The organism is Nonomuraea sp. NPDC003754 (assembly GCF_053605785.1).
Window position 1 is genome coordinate 44,313 of record NZ_JBSGJX010000048.1, and the last position, 21,672, is coordinate 65,984.

Annotated in this window: 19 protein-coding genes; 7 read left to right on the top strand and 12 right to left on the bottom strand. The window is 69.9% G+C overall.

Annotation, left to right across the window (positions count from 1 at the left end):
* Positions 1–20: 20 nt before the first annotated feature.
* Both ACWEVS_RS38965 and ACWEVS_RS38970 read left to right on the top strand, forming a co-directional pair.
* The gene (locus ACWEVS_RS38965; RefSeq protein WP_452555801.1) at positions 21–1,043 is read left to right on the top strand and encodes a fatty acid desaturase family protein; all 1,023 of its coding nucleotides are present in this window, start codon (positions 21–23) and stop codon (positions 1,041–1,043) included.
* Positions 1,040–2,566 carry an MFS transporter gene (locus ACWEVS_RS38970; RefSeq protein ID WP_452555803.1) on the top strand — a complete coding sequence of 509 codons (1,527 nt, stop codon included), beginning with the start codon at positions 1,040–1,042 and terminating at the stop codon, positions 2,564–2,566. The genes ACWEVS_RS38965 and ACWEVS_RS38970 overlap by 4 nt, the downstream gene beginning before the upstream one ends.
* Here ACWEVS_RS38970 and ACWEVS_RS38975 read toward each other — a convergent pair.
* The 4 genes from ACWEVS_RS38975 to ACWEVS_RS38990 all read right to left on the bottom strand — a co-directional run bounded on the left by ACWEVS_RS38975 (position 2,563) and on the right by ACWEVS_RS38990 (position 6,461).
* Positions 2,563–3,099 carry a TetR/AcrR family transcriptional regulator gene (locus ACWEVS_RS38975; protein ID WP_354908272.1) on the bottom strand — a complete coding sequence of 179 codons (537 nt, stop codon included), beginning with the start codon at positions 3,097–3,099 and terminating at the stop codon, positions 2,563–2,565. The genes ACWEVS_RS38970 and ACWEVS_RS38975 overlap by 4 nt on opposite strands.
* Before the next feature lie 98 nt (positions 3,100–3,197).
* A complete protein-coding gene (locus tag ACWEVS_RS38980) occupies positions 3,198–4,595 on the bottom strand; it encodes a polysaccharide lyase 6 family protein (protein ID WP_449919102.1) in 1,398 nt (465 codons plus the stop codon).
* 67 nt (positions 4,596–4,662) lie between these two features.
* Entirely contained in the window at positions 4,663–5,475 is an 813-nt protein-coding gene (locus ACWEVS_RS38985; protein WP_452415025.1) for an AraC family transcriptional regulator, read from the bottom strand.
* Positions 5,476–5,480: 5 nt separating this feature from the next.
* The gene (locus tag ACWEVS_RS38990; RefSeq protein WP_452555805.1) at positions 5,481–6,461 is read right to left on the bottom strand and encodes a hydroxyacid dehydrogenase; all 981 of its coding nucleotides are present in this window, start codon (positions 6,459–6,461) and stop codon (positions 5,481–5,483) included.
* A gap of 154 nt (positions 6,462–6,615) precedes the next feature.
* On the opposite strand from ACWEVS_RS38990, the gene ACWEVS_RS38995 reads away from it, so the two are divergent.
* Genes ACWEVS_RS38995 through ACWEVS_RS39010 form a run of 4 tightly spaced genes read left to right on the top strand, consistent with a single transcriptional unit; the run spans position 6,616 to position 10,942 of the window.
* Positions 6,616–7,932: an ABC transporter substrate-binding protein gene (locus ACWEVS_RS38995; protein ID WP_452555807.1), complete on the top strand. Its 1,317-nt coding sequence runs from the start codon at positions 6,616–6,618 to the stop codon at positions 7,930–7,932.
* Positions 7,929–8,858: a carbohydrate ABC transporter permease gene (locus tag ACWEVS_RS39000; protein WP_452555809.1), complete on the top strand. Its 930-nt coding sequence runs from the start codon at positions 7,929–7,931 to the stop codon at positions 8,856–8,858. Before ACWEVS_RS38995 ends, ACWEVS_RS39000 begins: the two co-directional genes overlap by 4 nt.
* Positions 8,855–9,721 carry a carbohydrate ABC transporter permease gene (locus ACWEVS_RS39005; RefSeq protein ID WP_449919111.1) on the top strand — a complete coding sequence of 289 codons (867 nt, stop codon included), beginning with the start codon at positions 8,855–8,857 and terminating at the stop codon, positions 9,719–9,721. Before ACWEVS_RS39000 ends, ACWEVS_RS39005 begins: the two co-directional genes overlap by 4 nt.
* Positions 9,722–9,727: 6 nt before the next feature.
* Positions 9,728–10,942 carry an alpha-L-fucosidase gene (locus ACWEVS_RS39010; protein ID WP_452555811.1) on the top strand — a complete coding sequence of 405 codons (1,215 nt, stop codon included), beginning with the start codon at positions 9,728–9,730 and terminating at the stop codon, positions 10,940–10,942.
* Positions 10,943–10,957: 15 nt separating this feature from the next.
* On the opposite strand, the gene ACWEVS_RS39015 is transcribed toward ACWEVS_RS39010, so the two are convergent.
* The 8 genes from ACWEVS_RS39015 to ACWEVS_RS39050 form a co-directional block, all read right to left on the bottom strand.
* The gene (locus ACWEVS_RS39015; protein WP_452555813.1) at positions 10,958–11,710 is read right to left on the bottom strand and encodes an endonuclease/exonuclease/phosphatase family protein; all 753 of its coding nucleotides are present in this window, start codon (positions 11,708–11,710) and stop codon (positions 10,958–10,960) included.
* A 59-nt stretch (positions 11,711–11,769) separates the two neighbouring features.
* Positions 11,770–14,187, bottom strand: a complete 2,418-nt coding sequence (locus ACWEVS_RS39020) for a discoidin domain-containing protein (protein ID WP_452555815.1) — start codon at positions 14,185–14,187, stop codon at positions 11,770–11,772.
* Between the two features lie 20 nt (positions 14,188–14,207).
* The gene (locus tag ACWEVS_RS39025) at positions 14,208–15,074 is read right to left on the bottom strand and encodes a carbohydrate ABC transporter permease (protein WP_452555817.1); all 867 of its coding nucleotides are present in this window, start codon (positions 15,072–15,074) and stop codon (positions 14,208–14,210) included.
* Positions 15,071–16,015, bottom strand: coding sequence for a carbohydrate ABC transporter permease (locus tag ACWEVS_RS39030; RefSeq protein ID WP_452555819.1), 945 nt, complete (start codon positions 16,013–16,015; stop codon positions 15,071–15,073). Before ACWEVS_RS39030 ends, ACWEVS_RS39025 begins: the two co-directional genes overlap by 4 nt.
* Before the next feature lie 4 nt (positions 16,016–16,019).
* Positions 16,020–17,294 carry an ABC transporter substrate-binding protein gene (locus tag ACWEVS_RS39035; protein WP_452555821.1) on the bottom strand — a complete coding sequence of 425 codons (1,275 nt, stop codon included), beginning with the start codon at positions 17,292–17,294 and terminating at the stop codon, positions 16,020–16,022.
* 13 nt (positions 17,295–17,307) lie between these two features.
* On the bottom strand, positions 17,308–18,558 hold the full coding sequence (locus ACWEVS_RS39040) for a Gfo/Idh/MocA family protein (protein ID WP_452555824.1): 1,251 nt from the start codon (positions 18,556–18,558) through the stop codon (positions 17,308–17,310).
* Positions 18,559–18,717: 159 nt separating this feature from the next.
* A complete protein-coding gene (locus ACWEVS_RS39045; protein ID WP_452555826.1) occupies positions 18,718–19,428 on the bottom strand; it encodes a beta-galactosidase in 711 nt (236 codons plus the stop codon).
* Between the two features lie 137 nt (positions 19,429–19,565).
* Positions 19,566–20,675, bottom strand: coding sequence for an ROK family protein (locus ACWEVS_RS39050; RefSeq protein ID WP_449919126.1), 1,110 nt, complete (start codon positions 20,673–20,675; stop codon positions 19,566–19,568).
* 479 nt (positions 20,676–21,154) lie between these two features.
* Here ACWEVS_RS39050 and ACWEVS_RS39055 point away from each other — a divergent pair, with 479 nt between their 5' ends.
* Complete coding sequence (locus tag ACWEVS_RS39055; protein ID WP_354908285.1) at positions 21,155–21,589, top strand: CBS domain-containing protein; 435 nt, start codon at positions 21,155–21,157, stop codon at positions 21,587–21,589.
* Positions 21,590–21,672 lie beyond the last annotated feature (83 nt).

A 21,672-nucleotide genomic window follows, 5' to 3' on the forward strand; every position in this document is an offset into this window, starting at 1 on the left:
ACGTGTGTATGGTCGGCGGCATGGCACAAGCAACCGCAACGGCCGCGAGCGACTTCAGCCGCCTGTCCAGACGCATCAGGCGAGCCGGGCTCCTCGACCGCCGCCCCCGCCACTACCTGGTACGGCTCAGCGCGGTGGCAGGTCTCTACCTGGCAGGCGTGGCGGCGTTCCTCTGGCTCGGCGACTCCTGGCTCCAGGTGCCGCTGGCCGCCTGCTTCGCGATCGTCTTCGCCCAGGTCGCCCTCGTGCTGCACGACCTGGCGCACCGGCAGATCTTTCTCACCCGAGGGCCGAGCGAGACCCTCGGGCGCCTCGGCGGCAATCTCGGGATCGGCCTCAGCTACGGCTGGTGGATGAACAAGCACACCCGCCACCACGCCAACCCCAACCACGAGGAGCTCGATCCGGACGTCGTTCCCGACGTCCTGGTGTGGTCACAGGAGCAGGCACGCGCCAGCCGCGGGCCGGCCCGGCTCATCGGCGGCCGGCAGGCGCTGCTGTTCTACCCGCTGCTCCTGCTGGAAGGGCTCAACCTGCACCTGGGCGGCATCCGCGCGCTGCGGCAGCCCTGGATGAAACACCGCGTCATGGAAGGCGCGCTGCTGCTCGCCCACTTCGCCCTCTACCTGGGCGCGCTCGCCTGGGTTCTGTCACCGGGCAAGGCTCTGGCCTTCTTCGCCGTGAACCAGGGGTTGTTCGGCCTCTACATGGGCTGCGTCTTCGCCCCCGGTCACAAGGGCATGCCGACGCTGACCGGGGAAGCCGGCCTGGACTTCCTGCGCAAACAGGTGCTCACCACCCGGAACGTGCGGGGCGGCCGCTTCATCGACATCGCCATGGGCGGGCTCAACTACCAGATCGAACACCACTTGTTCCCCAACATGCCCACCCCGAATTTGCGCCTGGCGCAACCCATCGTGCGGGCCTACTGCCGCCGGCTCGGCTTGCCGTACCACGAAGTCAGTTTTGTGGCCTCGCACGGAGAGGCCCTCCGCCACCTGCACCACGCCGGTGCCTCCCTCCGCGAGAAAGGCCGCCGATGAAAGCCGGACGCAAGCAGTGGATCGGGCTGGCCGTCCTGGTCCTGCCGGTCCTTCTGATCTCCGTCGACCTGCATGTGCTGTCGTACGCGCTGCCCTTCATCAGCGCCAGCCTGGCGCCGAGCGGTTCCCAGCTGCTGTGGATCATCGACATCTACCCGTTCATGCTGGCTGGACTGCTGCTGCCCATGGGCACGCTGGGTGACCGGGTCGGACGGCGACGGCTGCTGATGGCCGGGGCGGCAGCGTTCGGCGCCGCCTCCGCGGTCGCCGCCTTCTCTCCCAGCGCGGACCTGCTCATCATCACCCGAGCCTTGCTCGGGGTGGGCGGTGCCACGCTGATGCCCTCGACGCTCTCGCTGATCCGCAACATGTTCCACGACGACGGCCAGCGCCGGATCGCCATCTCCATCTGGACCGGAGCGTTCGCCGGCGGCGCCATGCTGGGCCCGCTGATGGGCGGCGCGCTGCTGGAACACTTCTGGTGGGGTTCGGTGTTCCTGGTCAACCTGCCGGTGATGGCGCTGCTGCTGATCCTGGCGCCACTGCTGCTCCCCGAATCGCGTGACCCGCACCCGAGCCGGTTCGACCTGCCCAGCGTGGTCCTGTCGCTGGGCGCGATCCTGCCCATGATCTACGGGATCCAGCACATCGCCCAGGAGGGCTTCGGCTGGCCGCCGGCGCTGGCCATAGTCACCGGCCTGGCGCTGGGAGTCGCCTTCGTCGGCCGCCAGCGCTCGATGACCGATCCGATGCTGGACGTGCGCCTGTTCGGCAGCCGCGCCTTCACCGCCGCCATCAGCGCCAACACCCTCGGCGTCTTCGCCATGGTCGGCTCCAGCCTCTTCACCACCCAGTACCTGCAGATGGTCATGGGCGCCAGGCCGCTCGTCGCCGGCCTGTACGCGCTGCCCTCGGCGGGCATGGCGATGCTCGCCGCGGGGCTGGCCCCCGTCCTGGTCCGCAAGATCCGTCCCGGGCTGGTGGTGTGCGCCGGGCTGCTCGTCGGCGCCGGCGGGTTCGCGCTGCTGTCCAGGCTGGACGTGACCGGGCAGACCGGCCTGCTGATCACGGGGATCATGCTGATGGCCGGCGGCGTCACCCTCGTCCTGACCATCTCCTCCGACCTGATCATCGCCACCGCCCCGCCGGAGCGGGCGGGCTCGGTCGCCGGGCTGTCGCAGGTGGCCACCGAGTTCGGCGGTGCGCTCGGCATCTCCCTGCTCGGCAGCATCGGCACCGCCGTCTACCGGGCGCACCTCAGCGACGCCGGCGCTCCCGCATCGGCGCTGGACACCCTCGGCGGCGCCCTGGAGTCGGCGCGGCACCTGCCGGAACCGGTTGGGACCGCTCTGGCCGGCGCGGCCCGCGGGGCCTTCGCTCAAGGCCAGCACTACGCCATGATCGCCGCAGCAACGGGTCTGTGCCTGATGGCGCTGCTCGCGCCCATCATGTTGCGTTCCGTCCGGCGTGCGGGCCGGCCGCAACCTCGCCCGGACCACTCCGGACGGCACGTGACGGGTTAGCCGGCGGCTGCTTCGGCCACCGATCGGAGACCGGCGGCCAGGTCGTGAGCCGTCGGGGCGTTGTCCGGATCGATCTGCCAGCGCACCAGCAGACCGATGAGCAGCGTCAACAGCACCTGCGCACCCGCCTCGTCCTGGCGTGGCAGGCGCCGGCCCAGCTCGCGCCGGGCGAGCGCCTGCCCTTCAGTCAGGCGGGCTCGTACTTCGGGGAGGTGAGGTGCCTGCGCCAGCGTCTCGACGTTGGCTCGCCACACCATCGGATTGACTCGGAAGGATTCGATCAGTTCCGCCCAGAACGCTTCGAACCACTCCTTGGAGTCGTCCGGGAACGCCTTGAGGACCTCCGCGACCGCTTCCCCGGTCGCCTCGATCATCGCCTGGGTGAGAAGGGCGTCCTTGGAGCGGAAGTGATAGTTGATCGCAGCGAGGTTGCTGCCGGACACGGCGACGATGTCTCGGACCGTTGTACGGGCATATCCGCGCTCGGACAGGCACTGCTTGGCCGCGGCCAGCAAATCCTCAGGCACTCCCACGCGGGCGATCCTACCAATGCCGCAAACAAGCGTTTAAAACATTCGCTTGGCTGCCGATACGGCCTCCGGCGGGGTCACCCGGGCTGTGTCGAGCAGTACTAGCCGGCCTGCCAGGACGGCCCGGTCTCCTCCGTCCGCGGCGGGGCGGGCGGGGTCCGGTCGCGGGAGGGGACGACCACGATGCCCTTGGTGCTGTTGGGCGGGTTGACGTCGAGCGTCCCGCCGTAGACGACGTTCCCACGGAAGGTGTTCGGCTGGAAGGAGAACTTCGCCAGCGGGCCCGCCGTGTCCTGTACCGAGGTGGTCACGGCCACGCCGCCCTTGGGCTTGTAGCTGAGGTTGCCGGTGAAGGTGTTGCCCTCGGGCAGCAGCACCATCTGGTAGCCGGGCCAGTGGTTCTTGTAGAACCAGCCGATGTGGATGTCGTTCTTGGCGTTGTCGGTGAACACGTTGCCGGTGAACGCGCTGTCGGTCACCTGCCCGTAGTGGAACAGGTAGCCGTGGGGCGTGAGCGGGTTCGGCTGCGGGACGAAGTCCGGCGTCAGGTAGTCGAGCTTGTGGTTCTCGTCGAACAGGTGCTCACCGCTGGTGACCTTGAGCCCGTAGCCGGAGACGCCCTGCACGTAGTTGCCGCGCACCACGTGGTGGTCGCCGCTGACGCGGATGCCCTCGCTGGCCGGGTAGCGGTCGCCGATGATGGCGTTGCTCTCCACCGTGTTGTAGTTGCCGTAGCGCAGCACCAGGCCGCCGCTGGACTGCCTGATGGTGTTGTTGCGGACCGTGTTGTGGTTCGACTTCAGCGAGATGATCTCGTCGTCGCCGTTGACGTGCTCGAAGAGGTTGTTGTCGATGGTGAAGTACGCGCCCTCCTCGGCGCCCTCCTCCGCCCACTGGCCGTAGCCCCAGATGCGCAGCGCCTCCATGCCGTTGCGGCCGAGGTTGGGGACGTCGGCGAAGCGGGTGTGGTCGACCCGGTTGTAGACGGCCGCCGGGCCCCGGTCGTTGCCGACCACCGGCTCCTGGTGGGCCTTGCCCTTGAGCAGGCTGTGGTCGAACTGGTTGTGCCCGCCCTTGAAGTAGACCCAGTAGTACGGCGTGGCCGGGTCGGCGGGGTTGAAGTCGACCACGGCGGTGTCGGTGACCCTGCCGCGGTCGCTGTTGAAGGAGATGACCGAGGCCGCGCCGGCGGGCGCCTGGCCGGAGGTGAAGGTCAGGCCGCTCACGGTCAGGTCGGGGCTGTTGAGCGACAGCGCCGACCTGCCGGTGAGCAGCACCTTGCCGGGCGTCTGCGCCCTGAGCGTGAGGGGTCCTGGGGCGCGCAGGTCGATGACGGTGTCCTGCCAGGTGCCGTCGGCCATGACGATGGTGTCTGCCGTCCCGATCGCCGCGTTCAGCTCGGCCTGGTTCGAGACAAGCCGTTCCCCGCCCGCCGAGGCGAGGGCGGGCGCGGCGGGCAGCAGGAACGCCGCCGCGACAAGGGCTGCCAATCGGTTCATACCGGCAACGTAGGGAAAGCGTATTCCCTTGGGCATGGGCAAAACTCGGGCACTCCTAGGACGATCCTCAGGAGGCCCGGTGCAAGGCCCGGTACTGCGTGGGCGTCAGCGAGGTCACCTGGCGGAAGACCCGTGACAGGTAGGCGGCCTCCCAGCCCACCGTCCCGGCGATCTCCTCGATCCTCTGCTCGGTGTGGATCAGGGCCTGCTTGACCCGTTCGACCCGCAGCTGCCGGATGTACTGGTTGGGGGAGACCCCGAAGAGCTGGGCGAAGTAGGTGATGAAGTAGGTCGGGTTGTAGTGGAAGACCTCCGCCAGCCGCCCGACCGTCAGCACCTCGGCCAGGTGCGCGTCGATGTACTCCAGGATCCGCCCCGGCCCCTGGCTGAGCGGCCGCAACGAGCCCAGCGGCGCGTGGTCCACCAGGTAGGCCGTCAGCTCCATGAGCACCGCCCGCTGCCGCAGCGGCCCCGTCACCTGCGTCGCGCCCCTGCCCGCCGCCAGCAGCCTGGTGAACATCTCCCGTACGGCCCGCGGATCCTCCACCTCCACCACCCGGGGGAGCGCGACCAGCGAGGCCAGCTCGCGCCCGGCCACGGTGGCGGTGAAGTTCGCCCAGTACTTGCGCAACGGGCGCTCCTTCGAGCTGGAGAAGGCCAGCGCGGACCCGGCAGGCAGGAAGTAGAGCTGGCCGGGCCGCGGCAGGTACTCCACGCCGTCCAGGGTGATCGACCCCACCCCGTCGAGGATGAGGTAGATCCGGTTGTAGCCGTCGGTCCGCGCCTTCCGCCCCCAGCCGGCGGGGACGGGATCGGCGTGCCCGGCCATGAGCAGGTCGAGGTCGAGCCGCCGCAGGTGCTCCCTGAGTGCCGGGTCCATCGCCGTCACGCCCGCAGGCTCGCCAACGCCGGGTTCACCGCGTGCCGCAGCGGTTCGCCCGCGGCCAGGCGGGCGACCTCGGCCAGCACCAGCTCGCCCATCCTGCCCCGTTCGGCGCCCATCGCCCCGGCCAGGTGCGGGGTCAGGACCGCGTTGGGCAGGCCGTACAGCGGGGATCCCGGCTCCGGCGGCTCGGGCCAGGTGACGTCGAGGACCGCGGTGAGGTCGGGCCGCCCGCGCAGGACCTCGACCACGGACGGCTCGTCGAGGACGGCGCCGCGGGCGGTGTTGATCAGCGTCGCGCCCGCGCGCAGCCGCGCCACCAGCGGGCCGTCGACCAGGCCCGTGGTCTCCGGCAGCAGCGGGGCGTGCACGCTGACGACCTCGCAGGTCTCGAACAGCTCGGCCAGCGGGAGGAGCGGGATGCCCAGCCCGGCGGGGGCGTACGGGTCGTGGGCGACCACCTCCAGGTCGAAGGCGCGCAGGTGGGAGGCGACAAGGCGGCCGATCTCGCCCAGGCCGAGCAGCCCCACCCGCGACCGGTAGGCCCCGGCCACGCGTACCTCGTCCGGGTAGCGGCCCAACTCCTTGATCTCGCGGGAGATCCGGTGGAACTGCTTGAGCGCCAGCAGGATCTGGGCCAGCGTGAACTCCGCCACCGGGATCGCGTTGGCCGAGGCGGCCGAGACGATCGGGATGCCCCGCGCCCAGAAGTCCGGCGTGGTCAGCGGGCGCACCGAGCCCGCCGCCACCAGCACCGCGCGCAGGTGCGGAGCGTGACCGAGCAGCCCGGCGTCGAGCACCGGCGCGCCCCAGCCGGACAGCAGGATCTCGACCTCCGACAGCACGCGGGGATCGGCGGCCAGCCGCTCGCGCGTCATCGCGGGAGCCTGCCATTCGACCAGGTCGGCCAGCCTTTCCAGGACGTGCGCGGGGTAGACGTCGGCCCGCCTGAGCTCCTCCATCACCAGCAGCGCTTTGATCATCTCTTCCTCGTTTCGTCGGATGTCTGGGGAGACATGGTGTCGTATGACGGAACAGCTTTATCGGTGACGGTTTAGTCATCGGAGCATTGACCGGGGAACGTGACCACCGCTACCTTCCGGGAATCGCTTGCCAAGTAGAGGGAGCCGTCCACGTATGCGAACCGCCTCCACAATGCTGGCGTGCCTGGTGGTGCTCACAGCATGTTCGTCAGGCGCAGCCGGAACCAACGTCGAGCAGGACGCCAAGGCTACGCTCGAGCTCTGGACCAGGACCTCGCCGGGCGGGCCCGGCGAGCAGGGCACGCTCAAGCTGGCCGCCGCGTTCGAGAAGGCGACCGGCTACAAGGTCAAGGTGACCGCGATCTTCGACGACTTCGAGACGAAGATGCAGCAGCGGGCCGCCCAGAAGGACCTGCCCGACATCGTCATGAACGACGTCGCCCAGCTGGGAACGATGCAGGGCCAGGGGTTGCTCAGGGAGATCGACCTCGCCAAGCTCGCCGGGGCCAAGGACCTGTCCGAGCGCGCGCTCGCCTCCGGCAAGGGCGTGGACGGCAAGCAGTACGGCGTGCCGTACTCCGCGCAGGCCACGGCGCTGCTGATCCGCAAGGACTGGCGGGAGAAACTGGGGCTCGAGCCGCCGCGGAGCTGGGCGGATCTGGCGGCCCTGGCCAAGGCGTTCACCGAGAAGGACCCCGACGGCAACGGCCGGAACGACACCTCCGGGCTGGCCGCGCCGCTGTCGACCAAACGCGGCTACGCCTCCTGGTACTTCTCCAACTTCCTGTGGGCGGGCGGCGGTGACTTCGTCGCCGACGCGGGCGGCGGCAGGTTCAAGCCCGCCATGTCCACCCCCGAGTCGATCGCGGCCACGCAGTGGTTCCGCGACCTGGTGTGCAAGGACAAGGTCATCCAGCCGGGCGCCGTCACCATGGACACCCCGCCGACGAACGAGACGTTCGAGTCGGGCAAGACCGGCATGTACGTCGTCGGCCCCTACCTGATGCCCCGCTACGACAAGTCGCTCGGCAAGGACAAGTACGAGGTCGTGCCCATGCCCCAGGGCGCCAAGAACGCCGACGTGCTCGCCGAGGGCGGCGCGATCTACCTGATGGCGGGCTCGCCCAACAACGCGGGCCAGGACGCCTTCGCCTCCTACGCCATCTCCGCCGAGGGCCAGAAGATCGGCATGGAGGGCGACACCGCCTACATCGTGCAACTGCCCGTCAACAAGACCGTCGACATCAGCCAGGTCCGCCCCGACCCCAGGTGGAAGACCTACGCCGACGTCTACCAGAGCTCGGGCCACTACCCGCCGTCGATCCCCAACTGGACCCCCGTACGGCAGGCCACCGCCGACACCGTCAACGCCCTGGTCGCCGACTGCGGCCTGGACCTGAAGGGTGAGCTGCAGAAGCTGGACACCAAGCTCGCCGGGATCCTGGCCGAGCAGGGCGTCGCCGCGTCATGACGGCGGTGAAGGTCGAACCGGCCGCTCCGGCCGCTCCGGCCACGCGGGAGCGCGTGAGCGACCGGAGCGGGCGCTGGTGGGTTCCGTGGCTGTTCCTGGCCCCCGCGCTCGTCCTGTTCCTGTACTTCAAGTTCATCCCGATGGGCAACGCCCTGGTGATGTCCTTCCAGAACGTGCAGCCCTTCCTCGGCAACCAGTGGGTGGGCCAGGACAACTACGTCAAGGTCGTCACCTCCGACGGCTTCCAGCAGGCCGCCTGGCACACCGTGCTGCTCGCGGTGTTCCAGACGGCGGGCTCGATGCTGCTCGGGCTGGTGCTCGCGCTGCTGATGGAGGGGCGCAGTCGCAGGCTGAGCTTCATCAGGTCGGCGGCGTTCCTGCCGGTCGTGGTGCCGATGGCGGTCATCGCCGAGCTGTGGCGGATCATGTACCACCCGACCGGCGACGGCATGCTGAACTCGCTGCTCGGCCTGGTCGGGCTCGGGCCGTCCGGGTTCATCAACGACCCGCACACCTCGATGGCGTCGGTCATCGCCACCGGGATCTGGCGGGGCGCGCCGTACGACATGATGATCTTCCTGGCCGGGCTGGCGGGGGTGAACAGGGACCTGTACGAGGCCGCGATCGTCGACGGCGCGTCGCGGTGGCGGCGGCTGCTGCACGTGACGCTGCCGGGGCTGCGCTCGGTGTTCTCGATCCTCTTCATCCTGGCGGCGATCCGCGGCCTGCGCGTCTTCACCGAGGTCTACCTGCTGACCAACGGCGGGCCGAACGGTTCGACCGAGGTCGTCATGACCCTGATCACCAAGCTGGGCCTGGAGCAGAACCGGCTGGGCGTGGCCTCCGCGGGGGCGGTGCTGCTGTTCCTGGCCACGCTGCTGCTGACCGTCGTCGTGTCCGTCCTCAGGCGGAGGGAGAGGGAATGAGCGCGGCCAGCGAGACCGCACTCGGGCTCAAGGAGAGCAGGACGCCGCAGGCGCGGCTGCTCAAACTCGTCGTCTACGCGCTGGTCCTGGTGGTGTTCGCCGGGCCGCTGCTGGCGCTGCTCGTCAGCGCGTTCAACCACGTCTCCGATCCGACGCAGCTCAGTGTCGTGCCCTCGCGCCCGACGCTGGACAACTTCGGGGTCGCCGTCGACCACGGGGTGCTGAAGTACCTGCTGAACTCCTTCTTCGTGGTCGGTTTCGGGCTGCTGCTGCAGGTGGTCGTCTCGACGCTGGCCTCCTACGCGCTGGCCCGCAAGCGCTTCAGGTTCATGACGGTCGTGTTCGTGGCGATCCTGGCCACGCTCATGCTGCCGGAGGAGATCCTGGCGATCCCGCTGTCGCTGATCCTGTCGGACCTGCCGGTGCTGCACATCAACCTGATCGGCACGCTGGCCGGGATCATCGTGCCGGTGGGCGCGTGGGCGTTCTCCATCCTGGTCATGACGGAGTTCATGCGGGACGTGCCGCGCGAGTTGGAGGAGGCGGCGCGGATCGACGGGGCGGGGGAGCTGCGGATCTTCGCCCGGATCATCCTGCCGATGTGCCGTCCGGCGCTGGGCGTCATCGGGGTGTTCGGGTTCACCATGATCTGGGACCAGTACCTGCTGCCGATGCTGGTGGCCGCCGACGCTTCGACCTACACGCTGCCGCTGGCGCTGCGCACGCTGCGGATCGACCCGGTCGTCACGCCCGGTGTGGTGATGGCGGCCTCGTTGCTGGCGCTGCTGCCGTCGGTGATCGTGTTCCTGTTCTTCCAGCGCTCGTTCGTCCATGGATTGTCGTCGGGCGCCCTCAAGGGATGATTTTTCATGAACTGGTTGGTCAATGATCGTTTTGGAATGTTCGTGCATTGGGGGCCGTACTCGCTGGCGGCCCGGCACGAATGGGTGAAGACGCGCGAGAAACTGACCGACGCGCAATACCAACCCTACGTCGACCATTTCTCGCCGGACCTGTACGACCCCACCGCGTGGGCGCGGACCGCCAGGGCGGCGGGCATGCGTTACGCCGTGCTGACCACCAAGCACCACGACGGATTCTGCCTGTGGGACAGCGACCTGACGGACTACAAGGCCTCCCGTGACCTGGTCGAACCGTTCGTGGCGGCGTGCCGCGCCGAAGGGTTGAAGGTGGGTTTCTACCATTCGCTGATCGACTGGCACCACCCGCAGTTCCCCGTGGACGGAACCCATCCGCTGCGCGATGACCGTCCCCTTCCCGTACGTGATATCTCGGTGTATCGGCAATACCTGCACGGCCAGGTCAGGGAACTCCTGACCCGTTATGGAACGGTCGACTATCTCTTCTTCGACTTCTCCTACGCCGGCCGGATCGAATGGTGGGGCGGAAAGGGCCCCGAGGACTGGGGCTCGAAGGAACTGCTGGCGATGGTGCGCGAGCTGCAACCTGACATCCTCGTCAACGACCGCCTCGGGATTCCCGGCGACTTCGTCACCCCTGAGCAGTACCAGCCCTCCGCGCCCATGCCACGCCCCTGGGAGGCCTGCCAGACGCTGAACGGCAGCTGGGGCTACGACCGCGACAACCTCGACTACAAGAGCGCCGACCTGCTGGTGAAGATGCTGGTCGACGGGGTGTCCAAGGGCGGCAACCTGCTGCTCAACGTCGGTCCTGACGGGCGCGGGCGCATCGACCCGCGCGCCACCGCGTTGCTGGCCGGGATCGGCGGCTGGATGGAGCTGCACGAGCGCTCCATCCGCGGGTGCGGCCCGGCGGAGTATCCCGCCCCGGCCGACTGCCGCTACACCCGCCGCGGCGACCGGCTCTACCTCCACCTGTTCAGCTGGCCGCTGCGCCACGTGCACCTGCCGGGGCTGGCGGGCAAGGTGCGCTACGCGCAGTTGCTGAACGACGCCTCGGAGATCAGGTTCGTCAGCACCGACCCGGACCAGGAGGCCCAGAACACCCGGATGGGCGGCCAGGCGCCGGGCACGCTCACGCTGGAGCTGCCGGTGCGACGCCCCGACGTCCTGGTGCCCGTCGTCGAACTCTTCCTGGAATGATATGGAGGAAAATTCCTACGGATGAACCCCGACGCGATCTGGCAGCAGCACATCCACGAAGACCGGTAGATGGTCGGAGGCGTCGCAGGGCACGACTGCCGCCGATCTCACCTCGACGTCCGGCGAGATGAACACGTAGTCGATGCGGGAACCGGTGGCCGGAAAGGTGTGGCCCGGTCCTGCGCCCTGCCGGGGCCAGGCGTCCCTCAACGAACGGGTCAGCACGCGGATCTCAGGCGCGCCGGGCAGGGCGTTGAAGTCCCCGGTCAGGATCACCGGCCCCGGCCGTTCGGTGATCAGCGCTCGAACGGCTCGTGCCTGTTCCAGCCGTTCGGTCGCGTCGCCGTCCTGGAGGTGGGTGTTGCAGACCTGGACGGGCACGCCGTGGACGACGATCGTGGCCCGCAGCAGTCCACGCTGCTCGCTGCCGGGAAACCTGGGCAGGAAGATGTTGCCGGAATCGCGGATGGGGAAACGGGACAGGATCGCGTTGCCGTACTGGCGGCGCGGGCCTCCGGGAGCGGGCGGGTCGAGGTCCAGGTTGGCGCCGAAGACCACGTCCATGCCCAGTTCGGCGGCCAGCCAGGCCGCCTGGTCGGCGAACTCGCTGCGGGGCGAGCAGTGCCGGTCCACCTCCTGGAGCCCGGCGATGCCGGCCCGGCCTGCACGGATCACCTCGGCGACGCGCCGCAGGTCGAGCCGGTCGTCCGGGCCTCGTCCGTGGTGGATGTTGAAGGTGGCCACGCGTAGCGGCGGCTGCCCGGGCAACGGCCGCCGTCCTTTCTGCCGAGGGTGCGGCCCGCGCCGATGCGCGGGCCGCACGTGGGTCAGGAGGCGACGATCTCGTAGAGGGCGATGTTGCCCCACTGGAGGTTCGCGTCGTGGACGGTCAGCCGGATCTTGCGCGCGATGACCGGGCTCGGCAGGGTGATGGTGCTGGTCTCCACCTTCGCGCTGAGTTCCTGCCAGTTCGTCGGATGGTGGGCCGTCTGCGGCACCCAAGCGGTTCCGTCCCAGGTGTCGAGCGAGACGTCGGTGACGCCCTGGCCCTTCGCCCAGGCGGTGTGCAGGGTGACGGCGGCGATCCGCCGGTCCTTGCCGTAGTCCACCACGAACTCGCCGGGGAAGGTCACGCCGGTGCTCACCGATGCCCAAGGGCTGCTCGGATCGCCGTCGACGAGCGCGTCCACGGTGTTCGTCGGCGAGGTCGGGAAGGTGGTGCTCGCCACCGCGGCCGGTCCCGGCCGGTACGGCTCGCTCGCCGCGGGCACGCCGAGGGCGATCTCGTTGATCTGGATCGGGCCACCCGCCGCCGCCCTGACGACCAGGCGGACCTGCGCGGCCTTGACCGTCTCGGGCAGGGTGATCACCTGCTGCTCGACGGTGTCGTCGTCGGTCGTCCAGGCCAGCTTCCCGCTCGCCCTGGTGACCCAGTCCTCGCCGTCGCGGGTCTGCACCTCGACATCGGTGATCGCGTGGGAGGCGGCGTGCGCGGCCGACACCGTGACCGTGCGGAAGGCGCGTCCGGTGGCCCGGGTCAGGTCGATGGTGCCGGGCAGGCGCGGCTCGGGCACGCTTCGCCAGGCGGTCGCCGGGTCACCGTCGGCCAGGCGCCGCAGGTGGCCCTTCGGTTCGAAGGACGCGCTCACCTTCGCGGGGGCGATCTCCCGCTGGAAGGCGCCGAGGTCGGGAGCGCCGTCGGGGATCGGGGTGCCCGCGTAGTCGTGCTCGGCCGGCACGCTCACACCTGCGTCGAAGGCGGGCGAGCCGTCGAGCGGCCGACAGCCTTCCGGATTCTCCTGGCCGGGTGCGGCCAGCCGGGGGTCGGCGACGACCGCCGCGTGGTCGTTGCCGGTCGGCGGCTGCTCGGTGCCCCAGTAGAGGTTGTGGTCGTAGATGACGCCGTTCTTGTTGTCGAAGCCGGCCCCGGCGAGGTTGACGAAGACGTTGTTGCGCACGACCACGCCCGCCGCGTTGTTGTACAGGCGCACGACCCGCTCGAAGCGGTACGTGCCCGCCCCGCTGTAGGGCGGCTTGACCTCGACGGCGCGGTCGGTGATGTAAAGCGTGTTGTTGAGGAAGTGGGTGCCGGTGGTGGAGGTCGAGGCGGCCAGGCCCTCGTAGCCGTCGTTCCTGCTGACGTTGTACCGGACGACCGTGTCCCTGGTCGGGGCGGCGGCGAAGGAGACCGCCAGGAAGAAGCCGCCGTCGTTGTCGTGGCTGTAGTTGTACTGGACGAGGCTGCGGTTGTTGTCGGCGTCGGCGTCGAAACCGTGGCCGTCGCTGCCCGGGCCGTTGAACCCGGTGTGGGAGACCTCGTTGTGCTGGACGACGATGTCGTCGTTGCCCTGCCACCAGATGCCGACGTTGCCGCCGGTGGTCTTGGTCCTGCCGCGTACGGCGCGCTCCACCCGGTTGCGCTCGATCACGGCGCCCGCGGTGTGCATGGGGGTGATGCCGCCGCCGGTCACGTCGTGCACGTAGTTGTCCCGGATGCGGACGCCGGTGCTGGGCGTCCAGGTGACGACCTCGCTGTCGGGAATGCCGGTCTCCACGGGGTACAGGCTGGTCATGCCGCTGCGACGGGACCACGTGGACCACATGATGAGGCCGTAGGAGCCGATCTTGGAGATCTCGTTCCGCTCCAGGACCAGGTTGTGGAAGTAGGTCGGCGTCGTGTTGCCGCGGATGGAGACGAGCAGCCCGGCCGCGGCGACGCTGTGGCCGCCCTGGCCGTTGACGTCATGGATGTTCAGGTTCCGCAGCGTGACGTTCTCCAGCCGGCCCGCGTCCTTGGCGAACAGGTTGACGCCGCTGCGGTAGAGGGAGGTGTCGGCGCTGTGGTTGGTGGCCGCCAGGCCGTCGACGGTGAAGTCGTGCACGTTGCTGATCCGGATGGCGGCGTCCACCTGGCCCTGCCCGTCGATGACCGGCTTGGCGCCCTCGCCGTAGGAGCCGACGAGCGCCGGACGCCCCGGCAGGCCCGCACCCTGCAGGCTGAGCTGACCCGCCCAGCGCTGCCCGGCGCGGAACAGCAGCCGGTCACCCGGGCCCAGCCGCACCTGGCCGGCTCTGTCCAGGCTCCGCCAGGCCGCGGCCGGGCTCCGTCCCGAGGCCGCGTCGTCGCCTGAGGCGGCGTCGACGTAGAAGGTCTTCCCGGGGCCGGCCGCCGCCTGGGCGGGTACGGCCGGCGACACCAACATGGCGAGCAGGGCGAGCCCCGCCCACCCGAATCGCGTACGCAAACTCTGTTCCTTTCGGGGGGTCATTTGCCGATTCCGGCGGTCATGCCGTCGACGATGCGGCGGCCCAGCCACAGGTAGAGCACGATCATGGGGTAGATCAGGATCACGATCCCGGCGAACAGGCCGCCCCAGTCGGAGCTGTACTGCATGGAGCTGTAGAGGTTGAGCAGCGCCGCGGGCAGCGTGCGCTCCTCGGGCAGCGGCGAGATCAGCAGCACGAGCAGCGTCTCGTTCCACAGGCCGATGATGTTCAGCACGAGCACGGTCATCACGCCGGGCCTGGCGACCGGCAGCACGATGCGGACGAAGGAGCGCAGCGGGCCCGCGCCGTCGATCTCGGCGGCCTCCTCGATCTCGTGCGGCAGCGAGCGCATGTACCCGGTCAGGACGAACACCGCGAACGGCAGCGACAGCACCACCTGGAAGACCAGCAGCGTGACGCGGTTGTCCCACCAGCCGGTGACCCAGTCCTCCATGAAGGTGTAGAGCGACAGCTTGATCACCACGACGGGGATCACCAGGGTCTGCAGCGGGATGCTCAGGCCCATCGCGAAGTAGCCGGTCAGCGGGCCGGCCACGGGCCGGCTGGAGCGGGCGAGCACGTACGCCGCGGGCGCCGACAACGCCACGATGAGCAGCGAGCCGAGCAGGGTCAGGACCGTGCTGTTCAGCGCGGCGGCGGAGAACTCTGCCGCCTGCCAGGCGGAGGCGTAGTTGTCCCAGTGCGGGTCGGCGGGCAGCGAGAAGGGGTCGAGCCACACCTCGCCGGAGTCCTTGAGCGACTGCGCGCCCACCCAGACGACCAGCGCGATGTTGACGGCCACCCATGCCCACAGGGCGATCGCGGTGGCCCGTGGCAGCAGGACGTCGCCGATCAGGCGTCTCATGACAGCTCCACTCGGTCGCGCCTGGTGATGCGCCGGGTCAGGGCGATGAGCACGACGGTGACGAGCAGCACCACGACGCCCATCGCGGCGGCGTTGCCGAGCTGGGGCACGCCGTTCCCGGCCACCAGGGAGTACTGCTGCACCGCCACCGTCCTGGCCTGCAGCGGCGGGCTCCCCGGCGTGCCGCCGGTGGTGAACGCGAGCACGATCTCGAAGATCTTCAGGCTGTTGACCACCCACAGCACGGCGGACACCGCGAAGACGTCCCAGGTCAGCGGCAGCGTGATGTGCCGGAACTGCTCCCACCTGGTGGCCCCGATGAGCTGGGCGTCCTCGTAGACGTGGGCCGGGATGGAGTCGGCCGCCGACATCATCAGCGCCACGTAGAAGCCGGTGCTCGACCAGACCAGGCCGCCGACGACGCAGCGGAAGACCAGGTCGGGCCCGAGCCAGGGCTGCGGGTCCAGCCCGAGCCAGCCGAGCGCGGTGTTGACCACGCCGTCGGGGTTCAGCAGGAAGCCGACGGCGGCGCCCACCGCGATCACCGATATGATCATGGGCAGGAACATCACGGACCGGATGAAGGCGCGGCCCCTGATGTGCCGCAGCACCACCATCGACAGGAACGTGAAGCCGAAGACCAGCCCGCCGCCGGCCAGCGCCAGTACGAACGTGTTGACGAACGACGTGCGGAACGCGTCGTCGCCCACCAGCGCCAGGTAGTTGTCCAGCCCGCGCCAGGTCATCTCCGAGCCCGGCCCCGCCCAGGCGTTGAGGCTGACCCAGAACCCGAACAGCGAGGGCGCGACGAACAGCGCGGTGTAGGCGATGAGGGCGGGGAGCAGGAAGGGCCAGAAGGCCCGTTCCCGCCCCGGACGCAGGGCCCTGGCCTTGACCGGCGGCGCCACGGGGGGCGCCTGGGTGAGGGTTCCCGCTCCCATCGGCTCAGTTCTTGTTCGCGAGGTAGTCGGCGGTCGTCTTCTTGCCCTCGGCGACGAACGCGGCGGGGTCGATCGCGCCGGAGATGAGCTTGTCGTGCAGCGGCAGGAACCGGTCGTTCCACCAGGTCTTGTCGGCGGCGGCGTCGTCGTATGTGCGGTGCGTGGCCGCGGCGTCGGCGACCGCCTTCTGCACGGCCACCAGGTGCTCGGGCGCGGGCACGTCGGCCCGTGAGGGGATGTTCAGCGCGCTGGTGGAGATCTGCTCGACGTACTTCTTCTGCAGCGCGAAGGCCAGGAACTTCTTGGCGGTGGCCACGTTCGTGCCCTTGATGTTGACGCCCCAGCCGAGCGTGCCGACCTCGACGGAGTTCTTGCCGCCCACCGGGAGCTGGAAGGAGGCGATCTTGGCGCCCGCGGCCAGCTTGGGCTTGGTCTCGCCGGCCAGCCAGGTGCCGTTGAGGTTCAGGTCGTAGCGGCCCTGCGCCCAGGCGTCCTGGGCGGCGGGGAACTTGGTGGCCATGAAGTCCTTCTGGAAGTAGCCGCCCTTGGCGAGCTGGGCGACCTTCTCGGCCGCCGCGAGGACCTCGGGCTTGTCCCAGGCGGCGGCGTCGGTGGCCAGCGCCTTGAGGCTGCCGGCGCCGTTGGCCCGGACAAGGATGCTGTAGAACCAGTACACGTTGTAGAAGTTGATCGTGCCGTCCTGGCCGATCGGGGTGCGGCCGTCCTTCTTCGCCCGGTCGAGGTAGGCGATGAAGTCCTCCCAGCTCTGCGGCGGTGCGCCGGCCAGGTCGGAGTGCTTGGCGGCGTCGAACCAGACGGCGGTCGAGATCACCGTGTGCGGGACGAACGCCAGGCCCTTGTCGTTCGAGGAGGCCTGCCGCACCGACTCGGGCAGGACGTCCTGGACCGTCCTGCCCTCGCCCGGCACCTGAGCGGCCAGCACGTCGTCCAGAGGGGCGACCAGGTTCTGCGCGGCGTAGGTGGCCAGGTTGTCGGTGGAGGTGTCGAACAGGTCGGGGCCGCGGCCCGCGGCCATCTCGGTGGACAGGTTCTCGTTGCCCTTGCGGCCGACGAACTTCAGGTCGACCTTGGTGCCCGTCTGCTTGGCGAAGTCGTCGAAGATCGCCTTGATGATCTTGCCTTGTGGCTCGTCGGCGCCCCACAGGGAGCGGTAGGCCAGCGTCGCCTGGACGGTGCCCGGCTCGCTGTTCTTCTTGCCGCACGCGGCCAGGCCGAGGGCGAGGGCTCCGACGGTGAGGACGGCCGTCAACTTACGCATGATGGGGGGCCTTTCATGGGAGGGTGAGGGGGACGACGGTCCCGGTGTGCCTGGCGCGTTCGGCCGCCCAGACCACCCGGTGTGTCGCGAGGCTCTCGTGGCCGCTGGTGAGCACCAGCGAGGGGTCGCCGTGGGCGACCGCGGCGACGAACGCGTCGAGCAGCGCCCCGTCGCCGCCGCCGTGCCCGGTGGCGGCCGAGGCGTCCGCGTCGGCGCGGGTGTCGATCACCGACACCTTGTCGGTGAGGAAGTCGTGCAGCCGCAAGGTCGCGCCGTCGCCCTCGATCGAGCCGTGGGTGCCGAAGACGCGCGTCTTGCGGTGCTCGAGGGCGGCGAAGGCGGTGACCGTGCAGGTGGCGGAGGTGCCGTCGGCGAACTCCATGGTCACGACCTGCGTGTCGACCACGTCGTTGTCGCTGGCGTAGACGCAGCGGCCGTAGGGCCCCTCGCGCAGCGCGGCCAGCACGCCGGACTCGGTGTGGTCGTGCGTGACCGCCGACAGCGGCCAGAACTCCTTGAGCGGGTCGCCCAGGCAGCCGAGGTAGATGCGCTTGGCCGAGTAGGGGCAGGCGGACTCGATCGGGCAGTCGAGGCAGCGGTCGGCCGCGCCGGCGGGCCGCTGCTCGGCGCGGAAGTGCACCAGGTTGCCGAAGGAGGAGATCCGCTCGGGCAGCGCGCCCTTCAGATGGATGATCCAGTCAAGGTCGTGGCACGCCTTGGCCAGCAGCATCGGGGCGGACTCCGCCTCGTTGCGCCAGTTGCCGCGCACGAAGGAGTGCGCCTGGTGCCACCAGCCGACCTGCTCCAGGTGCTGGATGTTCATCACCTGGCCGATGCGTCCCTTGTCGATGAGCGCCTTGAGCGTCCTGGTGTAGGGCGTGTAGCGCATGACGTGGCAGACGGCCAGCAGCACGCCGTTCCGCTGCGCGGCCTCGGCGATGGCGGCGGCGTCGGCCTCGGTGGGCGCCATCGGCTTCTCCAGCAGGATGTGGTAGCCGAGCTCGGCGGCCCGTACGGCGGGCTCGACGTGCATGCGGTCCTGGGTGGCCACGATGATCGCGTCGGCCAGCCGGTCGCGGGCCAGCAGGTCGCGCCAGTCCGCGAAGACGCTCCCGGCCGGGATGTCGTGCTCCTCCGCGAGGCTCTGCCGCCGGCGCGGGTCCGGTTCCGCCACCGCGACGACGCGGGCCCGGCCGCTCTCCAGGGCGTGGCGGGCGTAACCGAGCCCGCGCAGTCCCGCCCCGATGACGGCGAGTGTGACCATGAGTGTCCTCTCCGGCTTGCTGACTTATTAATCGTTCCTTGTTTTATTAATTGCCGCCGGAGACTGTCAAGGGCGGGATCCGCGGGTGTCCGCGGCCGTGCCAAGGGTCGCCGAGGGCCCGGCGGGCGTGGGGCCCGCCGGGGTCGTCGCGCGGATGGGTCAGCGGGTCATGATCTCGTTGAAGGACAGGTTGCCCCAGGTGCGGTTGGCCGCCTTGACGACCAGGCGCAGCCGGGTGGTGGTGACGGCCGCGGGCAGGGTCACGGCTCTCCCAGGTCGGGGGCCGCGCGGATCTCGACCCGCGGCTGCGCGGGCGCCTCGTCGAGCTCCAGCACGACTGCGGGCCAGGCCCCCGGCCAGGTGGCGCAGGTAGACGTGGTCGTCGCCGTAGGATCCGTACTCGTTCTCGACCTGCACCATCAGGACGTTGCCGCCCCGGCTGACCTGCCGCGCGGCGATCCGCGGGATCAGCTCGTCGAACCAGCGGTCGACGGGCTCCAGCCAGCGGGGGTCATGGCAGCGCCGCCGGAACTCCAGCCAGGCCGGGATGCCGCCGTTCTCCCATTCCGCGCAGATGTAGGGGCCGGGGCGGACGATCGCGTACAGCCCGGCCTCCTCGGCGGCGGTGAGGAAGCCCTCCAGGTCGGCCAGGCCGGCGAAGGTGAACTCGCCCGGACGGGGCTCGTGCAGGTTCCACGGCACATACGTCTCGACCGTGTTCAGCCCCATCGCCCGCAGCTTGGCGAGACGGTCGGGCCACTGCTGGGGGAGCGTCCTGAAGTAGTGCATGGCGCCCGACAACACCTGGAACGGCTCACCGTCGAGGGTGAGGGCCTGGCGGGTGACCTGGAAGCGGCGGCTCATGGACATGGAAGCGCTCTTCTCCTGCGCGTCGAGCGCCTGCCCGACTTATTAACGAAGCAAGGCTAAATATGTGGCGGCAAGCGCCTTCCCGTCAAGAGTCCGCAGCGTGCCCGTCGCGCCGGCCGGTTCCGGCCGCCCCGCCGTCAGGAGGGCTGGGCCTCGGGCAGCGTGGCGTCCACGTCGTAGAGGCGGGCGTCCACGTGGTCGAGGGCGTGCCGTACCGCGCCGAGCACGACCGCCTGGTCTCCCAGGGTCGAGACGGCCAGCTCCGGCGGTTCCAGGCAGAGCGGGTCGAGATGGCGGCGCAACGGCTCCAGCAGGACGTCACCCGACCGGGAGACGCCGCCGCCGACCACGACCAGGTCGGGGTCCATCGTCAGCACCAGCGCGGCGATGCCCTCGGCCAGGTCATGGGCGTACTGCTCGACCGCCCAGCGCGCGGCGGGATCGCCCTGCCTGGCGGCCGCGAAGACCAGCCCGGCCACCTCCTCGGCGGCCGTTCCCGCCGGAAGGCCGGGGAACGCGGCCAGGTGTGAGGGGGCACGATGCCAGCCGACCAGCGGCAACGCGCCGATCTCGCCGGCCATGCCGCGTCCGCCTGCGTGCAGTTCGCCGCGGATCAGCAGACCGGCGCCGGTCCGCACGCCCGACAGCACGAAGACCAGGTCCCGCGCGCCCGTCGCGACGCCCGTCCACCGCTCGGCCAGCGCCGCGAGGTTGCAGTCGTTCTCGACCAGGACCACGGGTCCGATGTCGTCACCCAGCTCGGCCACCAGGTCGACGCCCGTCCACTCGGGCAGGGCCACGGAGAGCTTGACCACGCCCTCCCGTGTCACCACGCCCGTGGTGCCGACGCAGGCGGCCATCAGGCGGCCGGCTTCGAGACCGGCGTCCCGCAACGCCCCGCGGGCGGCGCTCCTGATCCCGTCCAGCCTGTCCACCCGGCTCGCCTCCGACGTCAGCCGGGTGACGGACCGGCCCACGACGTGGCCTTCCAGGTCGCACACCAGCGCGCGCACGGAGAAGGAGCCGACGTCCACGCCGAGCACGTACCCGGCCTCCGCGCGGAAGCGGAACAGCCTCCTGGGCCTGCCCATCTGGCCGGTCTCCGGCGGCGACTCGGCCAGCCAGCCCGAGGCCAGCAGGTCCTCGGCCAGCCCCTCGACGGTGGGCCTGGACAGCCCGGCCCGCGAGGCCAGCTCGGTCAGGCCGATCGCGCCGTGCCCACGCAGCGCGCGCAGGGCAGTGACCATGTTGATCCGTCTCAGCCTGGAAGTGTCACTGCCGCGTACTCGCATGCCGCTCCCTCGATGAACAACGTCGCAGACAAATGAAAACAGCCATCATTAGTAGCCGCAAGTCGAGGGACGCGCGGGACGGCGGGCGCGAGCGCAGGCCCGGAATACGGCCACAGGAGGCTGCGCCGACGACGAATCCGGGAGTGGGGGAGGGGTAGGGGGCTGGGCGAGAGCCCGCGCGCCGCCGGCTCCACCTCGACCAAGGACACCTCCTCCAGCCGGCGCTCCGGCTCCGGCGCGGGCGGTCGCACGAAGGATCAGTTGTACGCCGAGGCCAAGCGCCGCAACATCAGAGGCCGGTCGAGCATGTCCAAGACGGAACTGGAGAAGCGTTGAGCTGAACGCTCGCACCGCCGATCTCTGGAACGCGCGGATGACCGCTGATGAATGGGGTAGGCGGCACGGAAGGAAGGACACACCTGAGGAGGGCCCGGATGACGACGGCACGGGAAATCATGCATGTGGGTGCCGAGTGCATCGGCGAAAACGAGACCCTCATCGATGCCGCACGCAAGATGCGTGACCTCGGTGTGGGAGCGTTGCCGATCTGCGGCACCGACAACAAGCTGCACGGCATCATCACCGACCGCGACATAGTGATCAAGTGCCTGGCCGAGGGCAAGGATCCGCAGGAGTGCCGCGCCGCGGAGCTCGCCCAGGGCAAGCCCGTCTACGTCGAGGCGACCGCCGACGTCGATGATGTGCTCCGGCAGATGATGCAGCACAAGGTCAAGCGACTGCCGGTGATCGACGATCGGCGGCTCGTCGGGATGATCAGCGAGTCGGACCTCGCCCAGAACCTGCCCGAGGACAAGCTCGGGGAGTTCATCGAGACCATCAAGTCCGGTGCGGCCGACCGCGCCGGCTGAACGACGAAACTCACGGCCGGGCGCGGCCCCACCCAAGGGAGAGGCCGCCCCCCCGGCGGGGGAGCCCCCCCCGCACCACCACC